The 13,140-nt window shown below is 58.7% G+C and carries 12 protein-coding genes; 4 read left to right on the forward strand and 8 right to left on the reverse strand.

The genetic code is table 11. The annotated features are described in order from the left end of the window. Positions 1-12: 12 nt before the first annotated feature. The 5 genes from ACA044_RS29320 to ACA044_RS29340 form a co-directional block, all read right to left on the reverse strand. On the reverse strand, positions 13-978 hold the full coding sequence (locus tag ACA044_RS29320) for a sulfonate ABC transporter substrate-binding protein (RefSeq protein WP_497444358.1): 966 nt from the start codon (positions 976-978) through the stop codon (positions 13-15). Between the two features lie 101 nt (positions 979-1,079). Beyond that, on the reverse strand, positions 1,080-1,673 hold the full coding sequence (gene ssuE, locus ACA044_RS29325; RefSeq protein ID WP_497444359.1) for an NADPH-dependent FMN reductase: 594 nt from the start codon (positions 1,671-1,673) through the stop codon (positions 1,080-1,082). Then, positions 1,674-1,940 (reverse strand): hypothetical protein, encoded by a 267-nt coding sequence (locus ACA044_RS29330; protein WP_497444360.1) that lies wholly within the window; start codon positions 1,938-1,940, stop codon positions 1,674-1,676. A gap of 82 nt (positions 1,941-2,022) precedes the next feature. Then, complete coding sequence (locus ACA044_RS29335; RefSeq protein WP_497444361.1) at positions 2,023-2,661, reverse strand: peroxiredoxin; 639 nt, start codon at positions 2,659-2,661, stop codon at positions 2,023-2,025. Between the two features lie 295 nt (positions 2,662-2,956). Next, the gene (locus tag ACA044_RS29340; RefSeq protein ID WP_497444362.1) at positions 2,957-4,321 is read right to left on the reverse strand and encodes an OprD family porin; all 1,365 of its coding nucleotides are present in this window, start codon (positions 4,319-4,321) and stop codon (positions 2,957-2,959) included. A 365-nt stretch (positions 4,322-4,686) separates the two neighbouring features. On the opposite strand from ACA044_RS29340, the gene tauA reads away from it, so the two are divergent. Continuing rightward, positions 4,687-5,673 carry a taurine ABC transporter substrate-binding protein gene (gene tauA / locus ACA044_RS29345; protein ID WP_497444363.1) on the forward strand — a complete coding sequence of 329 codons (987 nt, stop codon included), beginning with the start codon at positions 4,687-4,689 and terminating at the stop codon, positions 5,671-5,673. A gap of 160 nt (positions 5,674-5,833) precedes the next feature. Here the strand turns inward: tauA and argA are convergent, their stop codons facing one another. Then, a complete protein-coding gene (argA, locus tag ACA044_RS29350) occupies positions 5,834-7,132 on the reverse strand; it encodes an amino-acid N-acetyltransferase (RefSeq protein WP_007899457.1) in 1,299 nt (432 codons plus the stop codon). 230 nt (positions 7,133-7,362) lie between these two features. Further along, positions 7,363-8,529: an acetylornithine deacetylase gene (argE, locus tag ACA044_RS29355; protein WP_497444364.1), complete on the reverse strand. Its 1,167-nt coding sequence runs from the start codon at positions 8,527-8,529 to the stop codon at positions 7,363-7,365. Positions 8,530-8,686: 157 nt separating this feature from the next. Between argE and ACA044_RS29360 the strand changes: the two genes are divergently transcribed. After that, positions 8,687-10,054, forward strand: coding sequence for a CYTH domain-containing protein (locus ACA044_RS29360; RefSeq protein WP_497444365.1), 1,368 nt, complete (start codon positions 8,687-8,689; stop codon positions 10,052-10,054). Positions 10,055-10,210: 156 nt separating this feature from the next. Here the strand turns inward: ACA044_RS29360 and ACA044_RS29365 are convergent, their stop codons facing one another. Further along, entirely contained in the window at positions 10,211-10,681 is a 471-nt protein-coding gene (locus ACA044_RS29365) for an Lrp/AsnC family transcriptional regulator (RefSeq protein WP_018927598.1), read from the reverse strand. Between the two features lie 126 nt (positions 10,682-10,807). Between ACA044_RS29365 and ACA044_RS29370 the strand changes: the two genes are divergently transcribed. Beyond that, positions 10,808-11,146 (forward strand): ACT-like domain-containing protein, encoded by a 339-nt coding sequence (locus ACA044_RS29370; RefSeq protein ID WP_497444366.1) that lies wholly within the window; start codon positions 10,808-10,810, stop codon positions 11,144-11,146. A gap of 101 nt (positions 11,147-11,247) precedes the next feature. Continuing rightward, positions 11,248-13,032 carry a type IV pilus assembly ATPase TfpB gene (gene tfpB / locus ACA044_RS29375; RefSeq protein WP_497444367.1) on the forward strand — a complete coding sequence of 595 codons (1,785 nt, stop codon included), beginning with the start codon at positions 11,248-11,250 and terminating at the stop codon, positions 13,030-13,032. Positions 13,033-13,140: the final 108 nt, after the last annotated feature.

Here is a 13,140-nt window from a genome sequence, read left to right on the forward strand (position 1 = left end):
TGGGGAATCGAATTACTGCGCTGTGGCCACGGCCGCCGGGGGCGTCCAGATCACGTCTTTGATGCTCAGCTGTTTCGGAATCAGCTTCAGTTGGTAGAAGCTGTCGGCGATCTTCTGCTGGGCCGCGACTACTTCAGGCGTGAGGAACAATGCGCCGTAGCCCTGGCGTTTCACCGAAGTCAGGGTAATGTCCGCTGGCAGGCCGAGCAGTGGTGAGACTTGTTTAGTCACGTCTTCGGGATTGGCCTTGGACCATTCGCCGACCGCGCGCACTTCTTCCACCAGAGTCTTGATCACTTCAGGATTTTTCTGCGCGTAAGGCTTGGTCGCCAGGTAGAACTGATGGTTGTCGACGATGCCTTTGCCATCGCGCAGGGTGCGCGCTTGCAGTTGCTGTTCGGCGGCAGCCTGGTACGGGTCCCAGATCACCCAGGCATCGACACTGCCACGCTCGAACGCGGCGCGGGCATCGGCCGGCGGCAGGAATACAGTCTGGATGTCGGTGTATTTGAGGCCGGCGTCTTCCAGAGCACGCACCAACAGGTAGTGAACGTTGGAGCCTTTGTTCAGGACGACTTTCTTGCCCTTGAGCTCCTGCACCGATTTGATCGGCGAGTCCTTCGGCACCAGGATCGCTTCGCTGTGGGGCGCTGGTGGTTCGTAGGCGACGTAGAGCAGATCGGCACCGGCCGCCTGGGCGAACACGGGGGGCGTTTCACCGGTGACACCAAAGTCGATGGAGCCGACGTTCAGGCCTTCGAGCAGTTGCGGGCCACCGGGGAATTCAGTCCATTGCACGTCCACACCTTGGGCGGCGAGGCGTTTTTCCAGGGTGCCTTTGGCTTTGAGCAGCACCAGGGTGCCGTATTTCTGATAGCCGATTCGTAATGTCTCGGCCTGAGCTTGAGTAATGGCGCCGAAGGACACAGCCGCAGCAAACAGAGCGACCAGACCACGACGCAAAATGACAGTGCGCATAGCGCTCTCCTTTTTGCAGTTGGGTTTTGGCTGCACCTGCTTGGCCGTTAGCGGCTGAGTAAGGTGAGTACTTCAAATTCAGGTGTGGCTTGAGTGCTGGCTTAAATGCTCCAGCGAGCACTCAACAAACGTTCGTTCAACAGGTTCGGATCGAGCGGCTTGGGCCGTCGGGCCATGGCGCTGAAAAACAGCTCCAGTGATTCATTCAGTCTTTGCGCAAGCTCCGGCGCCAACTGCGCCTGGGCACTGCCTTCGCCGTAAGCGATCTGGCTGTCTACGGCGAAAATCCCGTGGAGCATTTCCTGGGCTTTCAATGCCGACAGCACCGGCTTGAGCGCGTAATCCACCGCCAGCATGTGGGCCATGCTGCCGCCGGTAGCCATCGGTAAAACCACCTTGTGGCTCAGGGCGCGTTCGGGCAACAAATCGAGTACGGCTTTCAGCGCGCCAGAGGACGACGCTTTGTAAACCGGCGTGGCGATCAGCAAGCCATCGGCGCTTTCAATTTGTTGCAACAGGTCGATCACCTTCGGGCTGTCGAACCGGGCATGCAGCAAGTCTTCGGCCGGGAAGTCCCGTACCTGGTAACTCACCACTTCCACACCTTGCTCTTGCAACCAGCGTTGGGAGCGCTCCAGCAACACCCCGGAACGGGAGCGTGGGCTGGGGCTGCCACCGAGTGAGACGACCAGCATTCAGACAATTCCTTGAACGGTGTTGGCGATTCGCGGCGTGCGATCTCGCGTCGATGGAATGACCTTAACAGGTGATTTATATATCCATAAATCATATTTATTCATTTGGTTATGCATTGTAGATCTATGCGAAACTGCTTTTTCCAGGCAAAAAAACAGGCCGTCGTAACGGCCTGAAATCCCCTGCTTTATGGATGACATGAAATTTTCACTGGCCGGCCTGCCGCCTTCGCGGGCAAGCCCACTCCCACAGGGTTTTAGGTCCACACATCTCTGACCCTCCCCAATCCACTGTGGGAGCGGGCTTGCTCGCGATAGCGATTTCAGCCACACCGCAAAATTCGGATGATTACCTGTTCGGCTGCGGCGTCAGGCGCAGATACGGCTTCACCGCACGATAGCCCTTGGGAAAGCGTTGCTTGATTTCGTCTTCGTCCTTGAGCGACGGCACGATCACGACTTCATCACCGTCTTGCCAGTTGGCCGGGGTGGCCACCTTGTAGTTGTCGGTGAGCTGCAGCGAATCGATTACCCGCAGAATTTCATGGAAGTTACGGCCGGTACTCGCCGGGTAAGTGATGGTCAGCCGAATCTTCTTGTTCGGATCAATCACGAACAGCGAGCGCACGGTAAGGGTGTCGTTGGCATTCGGGTGGATCAGATCGTACAGGTCGGACACTTTACGGTCCGCATCGGCGAGGATCGGGAAGTTAACAATGGCGTTCTGGGTTTCGTTGATGTCCTCGATCCATTTGTGATGCGAGTCCACCGGGTCTACCGACAGCGCAATGGCTTTGACGCCGCGCTGGGCGAATTCATCTTTGAGCCTGGCGGTGAAGCCCAGCTCCGTGGTGCACACCGGTGTAAAGTCCGCCGGGTGGGAAAACAACACGCCCCAGCTATCGCTCAGCCACTCGTGGAAACGGATGGTGCCGGCGCTGGAATCCTGTTCGAAATCGGGGGCGATATCGCCAAGTCTGAGGCTCATGGTGCTGCTCCTGGTGAGTGCGTGTTGAGCTCAACTGTGCCTGCGTTCGACATTAATTAAAAAGAATAAATATTGATTTATTTAGATCCAAAAAGAATATTAAAGATCTGTTCACTGGACCTGAACGGCCATCGGGACGAACATCGACCACAAGGTTCGAGAAGGCCTTGAGTTGCTGCAAAAGAAGGGAACTTCAAGGAGGGTTTACGGGGGTGAGCCCGCCTTGAAAACGCAAAAAGCCCCGCCCGGCGTGATGCCGGGCGGGGCTTTTTTTACGTCGGTTACGCGAGCGCTATTACAACAGCGGGATCGAGTAGCTGACGATCAGACGGTTTTCGTCCTGGTCGCGTTGACCTGGAATGTCGTTGCGCCACATGGCGTTTTTCCAGGTGAAGCCCAGGTTTTTCAGCGGACCTTCTGGCACTACGTAAGCCAGGGTCAGGTCGCGTTCCCACTCGGAACGGCCGGAACCGGCCACGGCAGTGCTGGTGCTGCTGATGGTGTCGATGTTGTCGCCACGCAGGTAGACAATACCGGCGGTCGCGCCTGGCAGGCCAACCTTGGCGAAGTCATACGAGTAGCGAGCTTGCCAGGTACGTTCGCCGGCACGGGCGAACTTCTGGATCTGCATGTCGGTAGTGAGGTAAGCCGACGAGCCGTCACCCTGGTTCAGCCAAGGGAAGTCGCTGCTGCCGTTGCTGACCTGATAACCGCCGCCAAAGGTGTGACCGGCAACGGTATACAGGAACAGGCCGCTGTACAGGTTGTTGTCGACTTTACCGCGACCGGCACGGAAGCCCTGATAGTTACCGGAGCTGAAATAAGCCGAGTCGTGGCCGTTGGCACCGTCATCAGAGCTGTTGAAGTAGCGCAGGTCAGACTTCAACACACCAGGGCCGATCGACCAGTTGTGAACCAGACCCAGGAAGTGTTGCTTGTAGAAGTCTTCCAGGTTGCCGTAGTAGTACTGGGCAGTCAGGTCTTTGGTGATTTTGTAGTCACCGCCACCGTAGATGAACTTGTTGCTGTCACGACCAGCAGCGGTGTGAGCGTTCGCACCAGCGATCGACAACTCTTCGTTGTTGCTGGAGTTACGGCCCTTGGCGTGCTCGATCTGACCGCCGACCAGTGTCAGGTCTTTGATTTCGTTCGAGGTGATCTGACCGCCCTGGAAGGTTTGCGGCAGCATACGACCATCGTTGGTCACGATCACTGGCAGTTTTGGCTGCAGGGTGCCCAACTTCAGTTCGGTCTGGGAGACCTTGGCTTTCGCAGTCAGGCCCAGGCTGGAGAAGTTATCAACCGCTTCGCCGTTGGATTTGCTTGGGAAAACAGTGCCGCCATAAGAGGTAGCAGTGGCGCCGTTGGTGCCGCCGCCCGAATCCAGACGCACGCCCAGCAGACCGATAGCATCAATACCGAAGCCAACGGTACCTTGGGTGTAGCCCGAGGTGAAACGCAGATCGAAGCCTTGGCCCCATTCTTCGTTTTTGCTCTGAACGCCTGCAGCGGTGCTGGCAGCCGAATCGCGGTTATCGTTGTTGATGTAGAAGTTACGCAGCCCCAATGTGGCCTTGCTGTCTTCGATGAAACCGGCGGCGCCTGCCTGCTGCGCCAAAACCCCTACGGCCACAGCCATGGCCAAGGTGGACTTCTTCATATATCGCTCCTCGTTCTAATTTTTGTGTTCTTTGGTCTTGGGTCTAATGCCCCAGATCCACAGATGCGCGATTAGCGCCAGACCGTGACTGACCAGTCAATTGCAACCAAGTGAGCCTACGACCAAGGCCTAACCGCAGTGATTTGGTCCCTGCAGGGTAATGATTTCCTCATAAACCCAAAAAGAATTATTTCATTCTTTTTAATACCCTTTAGGAATATAGCTCGCTACGATGATCCGAACCGGGATCACAAGGTATCGGCTCATAAGCTAATTCCTAAATGGTATTTATTGGCATTTTTTTAGATCGATTAGCGTTGGCGTATCCCCTATACGTCAATCACTTTCGAAAAGGCGACGCCATCATGGCCAAATGCGCACTATCTAGTCAATTTGTTACAGTTTGTATATCGCTAGTATTTTCTTTTTCCGCCCAGGCGGCGACTCTCACGGTCGGTTATCAAACCGGTATCGACCCCAGCAAAGTCCCTCAGGCTGATGGTGTTTACGAGAAAACCATTGGCCAGAAAATCGATTGGCGTCGTTTCAACAGTGGCCCGGAAGTGGTCACCGCCATAGCCTCCGGCGATGTGCAGATTGGCAACCTCGGCTCAAGCCCGCTGGCCGCTGCCGCTTCGCGTAATCTGCCGATTGTCGCGTTCATTGTTTCGGCTCAAATCAACGCTGCCGAAGCACTCGTGGTGCGCAACGGCAGCGGCATCGATAAACCGGAAGATTTGATCGGCAAGACCATCGCCACGCCCTTCGTTTCAACGTCCCACTACAGCCTGCTCGGTGCACTGAAGCACTGGGGCCTGGACGCCTCGAAAGTCAAAGTGGTGAACCTGCAACCAGCCGAAATCGCCGCGGCCTGGAAGCGTGGCGACATCGATGGCGCGTTTGTCTGGTCGCCGGCGCTAGGGGAAATTCGCAAGACTGGCAAAACGTTGACCGATGCCGCGCAGGTCGGCCAATGGGGAGCGCCGACCTTCGAGGTGTGGGTCGCTCGCAAGGATTACGCCCAGAAGCATCCTGAAGTCGTGGCCCAATTTGCCAAGGTCACCCTGGACTCCTTCGCCGACTATGCCGCTCATAAAGACAGCTGGACCGTCGATTCGGTACCGGTGCAGAAAATCGCCAAATTGACCGGTGCCAATGCCGTCGATGTGCCGGAACTGCTGGCCGGTTCCGCATTCCCGGATGCCAAGGCACAACGGACCACCGCGCTGTTGGACGGTGGCACGGCCAAGGCGATTGGTGAGACGGCGAAGTTCTTGAAGGAGCAAGGAAAGGTAGAAACGGTGCTGCCGGATTATTCGCCGTATGTCAGCGCGAAGTTTGTCACCGAGTAACCCCGTGGCGAGGGAGCTTGCTCCCGCTGGAGGCCGGAGGACTCCCAAACCCAACAACGCGGTGAATCAGTCATAACGCGTTCAATGGTTTTGGGGCCGCTTCGCAGCCCAGCGGGAGCAAGCTCCCTCGCCACAAAAGCCAACACAGACAGCCATTCAGTCAGAGCGCTTTTTCGAAGATCTTCGAATTACGCTGATAGTTGTACAGCGATGCCCGCGCCGATGGCAGGCGCTCGACGCTGCTTGGCACAAAACCCCGCTCACGGAACCAGTGGGCAGTCCGGGTAGTCAGCACGAACAAGGTTTTCAGTCCCTGTGCCCGGGCACGGGTTTCGATGCGCTCCAGCAATTCATCGCCGCGACCGCCATGGCGGTACTCCGGGTTCACCGCCAGACACGCCAACTCCCCTGCATCCGAATCGGCAATCTGATACAGCGCGGCGCAGGCGATGATCATGCCTTCGCGTTCGACCACGCTGAACTGCTCGATCTCACGCTCCAGCACCTCGCGGGAACGGCGCACCAGAATCCCCTGTTCTTCCAGCGGGCTGATCAAGTCCAGCAAACCGCCGACGTCCTCGATAGCTGCCTCGCGCACAACTTCGAATTGCTCCTGAGCCACCAGCGTACCGCCACCGTCACGGGTGAACAGTTCGGTCAGCAGCGCACCATCTTCGGCGTAGCTGACGATGTGACTGCGCGCCACCCCGCCCCGGCACGCCTCGGCGGCGGCGTCCAGCAGCTCAGCCTGATAGTTGCTGCCCAGACGCTGCAAATGCGCCGGCACTTGTTGCGGACGCAGTTCGCGAACCAGACGACCGTTTTCGTCGATCAAGCCCAGATCAGCGCCGAACAGCAGCAACTTGTCCGCCCCCAGATCGATGGCCGCGCGGGTAGCGACGTCTTCGCAAGCGAGGTTGAAGATCTCACCGGTCGGCGAGTAACCCAACGGCGACAACAGCACGATGGAGCGTTCGTCCAACAGGCGATTAATACCCTTGCGGTCGACCCGGCGCACTTCACCAGTGTGGTGATAGTCGACACCTTCGAGCACGCCGATCGGCCGTGCAGTGACCAGATTGCCGCTGGCCACTCGCAGGCGCGAGCCCTGCATTGGCGACGAGGCCATGTCCATGGACAGCCGCGCTTCGATGGCGATGCGCAGTTGACCGACCGCATCGATCACGCACTCAAGCGTCGCCGCATCGGTGATGCGCATGCCGTGGTGGTAATGCGGGGTCAGGCCGCGAGCCGCGAGGCGGGTTTCAATTTGCGGACGTGAACCGTGAACCAGCACCAGTCGCACGCCCAGGCTGTGCAGCAGCACCAGGTCGTGGACGATGTTGCCGAAGTTCGGGTGCTCCACACCGTCGCCGGGCAGCATGACGACGAAGGTGCAGTCGCGGTGAGCATTGATGTAAGGCGAAGCGTGACGAAGCCAATTGACGTATTCGGGCATGAACCTGGGCCTGTAATAAATAGCAGCCGAAAAAAGAGTAAAGCAGTAAACGCACAGCGGGCTGATGGTTATCGTCGGAACAGGCTTGGCGACACGCGCGCTCTCCTCATGAATACGGGTTGGGACATCGGCAATTTATACGCGCTCCCTGTAGGAGCTGCCGAAGGCTGCGATCTTTTGATCTTCGAATTTTAAAAACAAGATCAAAAGATCGCAGCCTTCGGCAGCTCCTACACTGGCATCGCCGTTTTGGCCGGTGCCAGGCAGTAATGTTCAATCAGTTGACGTAATAGATGCACGGTAGGCTGCAAACGTGACATTTCAAGGTATTCCCCCGGCTGGTGAGCACAGGCGATGTCGCCGGGGCCCAATACCAGTGTTTCGCAGCCAAGACGCTGAAGATAAGGTGCTTCTGTGCCAAACGCCACTGCTTCGGCGCGATGACCGGTGAGCCTTTCGGCGACTCTCACCAATTCCGAGTCCTCGGCCTGCTCGAATGGCGGCACTTCGGGGAACAGCGGCGCGTAATCGATCTTCACCTGGTGCCGCTCGGCAATGGGGTTGAGCTTCTGCAAAATCGCCGCGCGCAGGGCGTTGGGATCCATGCCCGGCAGCGGACGCAGGTCAAACTCCAGGGAGCACTGACCGCAGATACGGTTGGGGTTATCGCCACCGTGAATGCAGCCGAAATTCATCGTCGGCTGCGGCACGCTGAACTGCGGATTACGGAACTCGCGCTGCCAGAGCAGACGCAAACCGCGCAGTTCGCCGATGGCGTCATGCATGGCTTCGAGGGCGCTGTGGCCCAGGCTAGGGTCCGAGGAGTGACCGCTCTGACCGAGAATGTCGATGCGCTCCATCATCACGCCTTTGTGCAGGCGGATCGGCTTCAGCCCGGTCGGCTCACCAATCACCGCGGCCCGCCCCAGCGGACGCCCTGCTTCAGCCAGAGCGCGAGCGCCGGACATCGAGCTTTCTTCATCGCAGGTGGCGAGGATCAGCAAGGGTTGCTTGAACGGTTGGTCGAGCAAGGGTTTGACGGCTTCGATGGCCAGGGCGAAAAAGCCCTTCATGTCGCAACTGCCCAGGCCGACCCAACGACCGTCCACTTCGGTCAGTTTCAGCGGGTCGGTCTGCCACAGCGCCGCGTCGTACGGCACCGTATCGCTGTGACCGGCCAGCACCAGACCGCCGGGGCCAGAACCGAAACTGGCCAGCAGGTTGAATTTGCCGGGGCTGACCTGCTGGATATCGCAGGCAAAACCCAAGTCCCCGAGCCATGCGGCAAGCAGGTCGATCACCGGACGATTGGATTGATCGAGGCTCGCTTGGGTGCAGCTGACGGACGGTGCGGCAATCAGCGCAGCGAACTGATCTTTCATGGACGGCAAAGGCATCGCTGACTCCCAACTCCCGAATTGAAGTCCATCATAGAACCATCCGGCGACAGGAATAAACCGCCACGGCACGTAGGACGGGCGAGTCCTGTACACTGCACGACCTTGGCAGCCACACATTCCCCCGGCTGCGCTCCCGATCCTGGATTTTCCGGCCATGCAGAAAGAAACCGAAATCAAACTCCGCGTCAGCCGCGAAACCCTCGCCGCCCTGCGCGAGCACCCGTTACTGAAAAAACGCAACAAAAGTGGCTGGGAACGCCGTGAACTGATGAACCAGTACTTCGACACGCCTGAGCGCGACCTGGCCCGCGCCAAGGTTGCCCTGCGCCTGCGCCGCGATGGCGAAGAAGTGATTCAGACCCTCAAGACCCGTGGCCAGAGCGTTGCCGGTCTGTCGGAACGTCACGAATACGACTGGAATCTGCCCAAAGCCAAGCTCGACGTGAAGAAACTCGACGGTGAATGCTGGCCCGAAGAGCTGGCCGAGCTGGACAAGAAAACCCTGAAAGCCATCTTCACCACCGATTTCGTTCGCGAACGCGCGGAAATCGCGTGGGGCCGTGGCAAGACCAAAGTGGTCATCGAAGCCGCGCTGGACTTGGGCCATGTGGTGGTCGGCAAGCAGAAAGAAGAAATCTGCGAACTGGAACTGGAACTGCGCGAAGGCGAACCCGCCGCGCTGCTGGAACTGGCCGCCGAACTGGCTGCGACCCTGGCGCTGATGCCGTGTGACATCAGCAAGGCCGAACGCGGTTATCGCCTGTTCGACGCCAACAGCTACTCGCTGAGCTTGCCAGCGCCGCCGATCACCGCCGAAATGCCGCTGGACGATGCGTTCGCCGCCCTGAGCTGGCATTTGCTGAGCAGCAGCCAGCGTCTGGCCGAGCAATATCGCTTCAATGGCCACTGGCGCCTGTTGCAGGACTGGGTCGAGAACCTTGCTGAAATGCGCGCGCTGATCAGCAGCCTCGGTCAGGCCGCACCGCGTCAGTCGACTCACGATCTGCGGGTCGCGCTGGATGCCTTGCTGGAAGACTGGCGCCCGCTGGTACAAGCCGGCCTGGATGACGAAGACGTGCGCAAAGCCGCGCCGGAGCAGTTCCTCGAAGAACTGGAAGACGTGCGCTGGGGCCTGTTCTCCCTGAACACCTCGCGCTGGTTGCTGGCCCGCACCTGGGCCGCCGATCGCAACACCCGCGGCAATCGCCAGGGCGCTGCACAACTGGGCAGCTGGCTGCCACGCCTGCTGGGCGAAGAAGCCAATTCACTGCAATTGCAGCGTTACCAGCAACAGCCCGAAGACTTGGCCGAGCAACTGCCGCGCATCGAGCGCATCCAGGCCTGGATGCACCATGCCCGCAACGTGCTGGACATCCCGGAAATGGATCGCCTGTACGGTGAGCTGAACAAACTCGCGCAATTGGCCAACGAGCCGATTACCGATGAGTCGCTGGACGCGCGTAAGCAGCAGGCGATTGCGGTGTATCAGAATCGTGCCTGGAAGACTTTGCTGCGCCTGTAAGTACCCTGTGGCGAGGGGGCTTGCCCCCGTTGGAGGCCGAAGGACTCCCAAAACCAGCCAACACGGTGTATCAGGCATAACGGGTTGACTGGGTTTACGACTGCTTCGCAGCCGAACGGGGGCAAGCCCCCTCGCCACAAAGGCCCTCGAACATCATCAGCGCAACACAGGCAAACTCGTCGTGGACTTGATTTCGGACAAGGCCACGATCGAGTTGACCTCCTGAATCCCCGGCACCATCGACAGCTTCTCGAAGAAGAAGCGCTCATAAGCCTCGATGTCTGCCGTGACGATCCGCAGCAAGAAATCCACCGACCCCATCAGCACATAACATTCCAACACTTCGGGAAAACCGCGAATCGCCTCGGTGAATTCGGTGAAGTTCGAACGTCCGTGGGCGTTGAGTTTTATTTCGGCGAAGATCTGCGTGTTAAGACCGATTTTCTTCCGGTCAAGCAACGTCACCTGACCGCGAATGATCCCCTCCTCCTTCATCCGCTGAATCCGCCGCCAGCATGGCGACTGCGAAAGCCCCACTTGTTCGGCGATCTGCGCGCTGGAGAGCGAAGCGTCCTCTTGCAGCAACGCGAGAATCTTGCGGTCGTAGCCATCCAGCTCGCTGTGCATAGAAAAACCTTTGTTTTATAGGAAGTCGAATTGAACGATTCGATAAACCGCCAATATTCCCAATCATAGATAAGAAATACCCGGCACCGAATGTAAAAATTCCTCCAGTGATTTTGGAGCCCGACCATGCCGCATTTAGAAGCCGTAAACACCTCGCCCGCCCGCGCCGATGTCTGGAACGTCAGCAACGCCCACTGCCGCGTTCACTATCAATTGCTGGCCGAAGCCGAGCCGGATCTGCTGTGCCGGGCGCTCAACCTGTTCGCCTTGCAGTTTCTGACGCCGCAGCAGGTCAACGTGCAGCGCAGGGATGATCTGCTGTCGATCGACATCGTCATGGACGGCCTGAGCTGGCACCGTGCTCAGGTGATTGCGGAAAAATTACGTAACCTGGTCAGCGTCTGCTCGGTGAATCTGCAAGCGGCTGATTCTGCGTGGGAAGCGCCGGCTCAGGCAGCTGGTTAAAAAAAACCTGAAAAAACCCGACACGTCTTGGTCGGGTAGTGGCCCAACGGTCTGCGGGTCCGCGACTATCCTTTGCGAACGGTTGTTCATAAGGAGCCCGCATGTCCGTTCAACTTGCCACTCAGGACCGCTGGCTGGACCTCAATGATTTGCTGCGTGAACTGGTCGCCCAAGGCTTTATCAGCCAGGATTCGGCCGAACACGCACTCAACGCCCGCCGCCGTCACGCCACAAATGGTCAGCAGCATCCGCTGGAGTTCATCGCTAGCCAACACCTGGACGACCTCAGCCGTCCGGGCAAACACCTGGATCTGGAAAGCCTGACGCTGTGGCTGTCCCAGCAGGCCGGCCAGCCTTACTTGCGCATCGACCCACTGAAAATCAACGTTGCGGCCATTACGCCGCTGATGTCCTATGCCTTCGCCCAACGCCACAAGATTCTGGCGGTGTCCATCGACCGAGATGCCGTTACCGTGGCCAGTGCCCAGCCCTTCGTCAGCGGCTGGGAAACCGACCTGACCCATGTGTTGAAGCTGCCGATCAAGCGCGTAGTGGCTAATCCGGTAGACATCCAGCGCTTCAGCGTGGAGTTTTTCCGCTTGGCCAAATCGGTCAGCGGCGCCACCAACGCTGATCAGCAGACCAGCACCCTGGGCAACTTCGAACAGTTGCTCAACCTTGGCGCCAGCGACCAGGAGCCGGACGCCAACGATGCGCACATCGTCAACATCGTCGATTGGCTGTTCCAGTACGCGTTCCAGCAGCGGGCCAGCGATATCCACATCGAACCCCGGCGCGAGCAAGGCACGGTGCGCTTTCGCATCGACGGCGTGCTGCACAACGTCTACCAATTCCCGCCGCAAGTGACCATGGCCATCGTCAGCCGCCTGAAAAGCCTGGGGCGGATGAACGTCGCGGAAAAACGCAAACCCCAGGACGGTCGGGTCAAGACCAAAACCCCGGATGGCGGCGAAGTCGAGCTGCGGCTGTCGACATTGCCCACCGCGTTCGGCGAAAAAATGGTCATGCGGATCTTCGACCCCGAAGTGCTGCTCAAGGACTTCGATCAGCTGGGTTTTTCCGCCGATGACCTGCGTCGCTGGCAAGACATGACCCGCCAGCCCAATGGCATCATTCTGGTGACCGGGCCGACCGGTTCAGGCAAGACCACCACGCTGTACACCACCCTGAAAAAACTGGCGACGCCGGAGGTCAACCTCTGCACCATCGAAGACCCGATCGAAATGGTCGAACCGGCGTTCAATCAGATGCAGGTCCAGCACAACATCGACCTGACCTTCGCCGCCGGTGTGCGCGCACTGATGCGGCAAGACCCGGACATCATCATGATCGGCGAGATCCGCGACCTCGAAACCGCCGAAATGGCAATCCAGGCCGCACTCACCGGCCACTTGGTGTTGTCGACGTTGCACACCAACGACGCTCCGAGTGCCATCAGCCGACTGCTGGAACTCGGCGTGCCGCATTACCTGATCAAGGCCACGGTGCTCGGTGTCATGGCTCAGCGTCTGGTCCGAACCCTCTGCCCGCACTGCAAGGCACCATTAACTTTGGGCGAGGACGACTGGCAAACCCTGACCAGACCCTGGCAAGCGCCACTGCCAGGTAACGCACAACGGGCCATCGGTTGCCTGGAATGCCGCGAAACCGGCTATCGCGGCCGCGCCGGGGTTTACGAAATCATGCAACTGACTGACGGCATCAGAGCGCTGATCAACCCTGACACCGATTTACTGGCGGTCCGGCGTCAGGCATTCAAGGAAGGCATGCGCAGTTTGCGGTTGTCGGGGGCGCAGAAAGTGGCGGCGGGTTTAACCACGATCGAAGAGGTGTTGCGAGTAACGCCGCAGAGTGAGCAGAAATAGACAGCCCCTAATGCCTGATACCAGTCAGTCAGGAATAAAACGCCGAACGCAGAACCTGTGGCGAGGGGGCTTGCCCCCGCTCGGCTGCGAAGCAGTCGTAAAACCGGC

The organism is Pseudomonas sp. LBUM1673, assembly GCF_059695645.1.

Bases quoted from the DNA above. Each gene is read 5' to 3' on its own strand.
- ACA044_RS29360 (WP_497444365.1), top strand. From the start codon at position 8,687: ATGCAGAAAGAAACCGAAATCAAACTCCGCGTCAGCCGCGAAACCCTC.
- ACA044_RS29365 (WP_018927598.1), bottom strand. From the start codon at position 10,681: ATGCACAGCGAGCTGGATGGCTACGACCGCAAGATTCTCGCGTTGCTG.
- argA (WP_007899457.1), bottom strand. From the start codon at position 7,132: ATGCCCGAATACGTCAATTGGCTTCGTCACGCTTCGCCTTACATCAAT.
- tauA (WP_497444363.1), top strand. From the start codon at position 4,687: ATGGCCAAATGCGCACTATCTAGTCAATTTGTTACAGTTTGTATATCG.
- ACA044_RS29370 (WP_497444366.1), top strand. From the start codon at position 10,808: ATGCCGCATTTAGAAGCCGTAAACACCTCGCCCGCCCGCGCCGATGTC.
- ACA044_RS29335 (WP_497444361.1), bottom strand. From the start codon at position 2,661: ATGAGCCTCAGACTTGGCGATATCGCCCCCGATTTCGAACAGGATTCC.
- ACA044_RS29320 (WP_497444358.1), bottom strand. From the start codon at position 978: ATGCGCACTGTCATTTTGCGTCGTGGTCTGGTCGCTCTGTTTGCTGCG.
- ACA044_RS29340 (WP_497444362.1), bottom strand. From the start codon at position 4,321: ATGAAGAAGTCCACCTTGGCCATGGCTGTGGCCGTAGGGGTTTTGGCG.
- argE (WP_497444364.1), bottom strand. From the start codon at position 8,529: ATGCCTTTGCCGTCCATGAAAGATCAGTTCGCTGCGCTGATTGCCGCA.
- tfpB (WP_497444367.1), top strand. From the start codon at position 11,248: ATGTCCGTTCAACTTGCCACTCAGGACCGCTGGCTGGACCTCAATGAT.
- ssuE (WP_497444359.1), bottom strand. From the start codon at position 1,673: ATGCTGGTCGTCTCACTCGGTGGCAGCCCCAGCCCACGCTCCCGTTCC.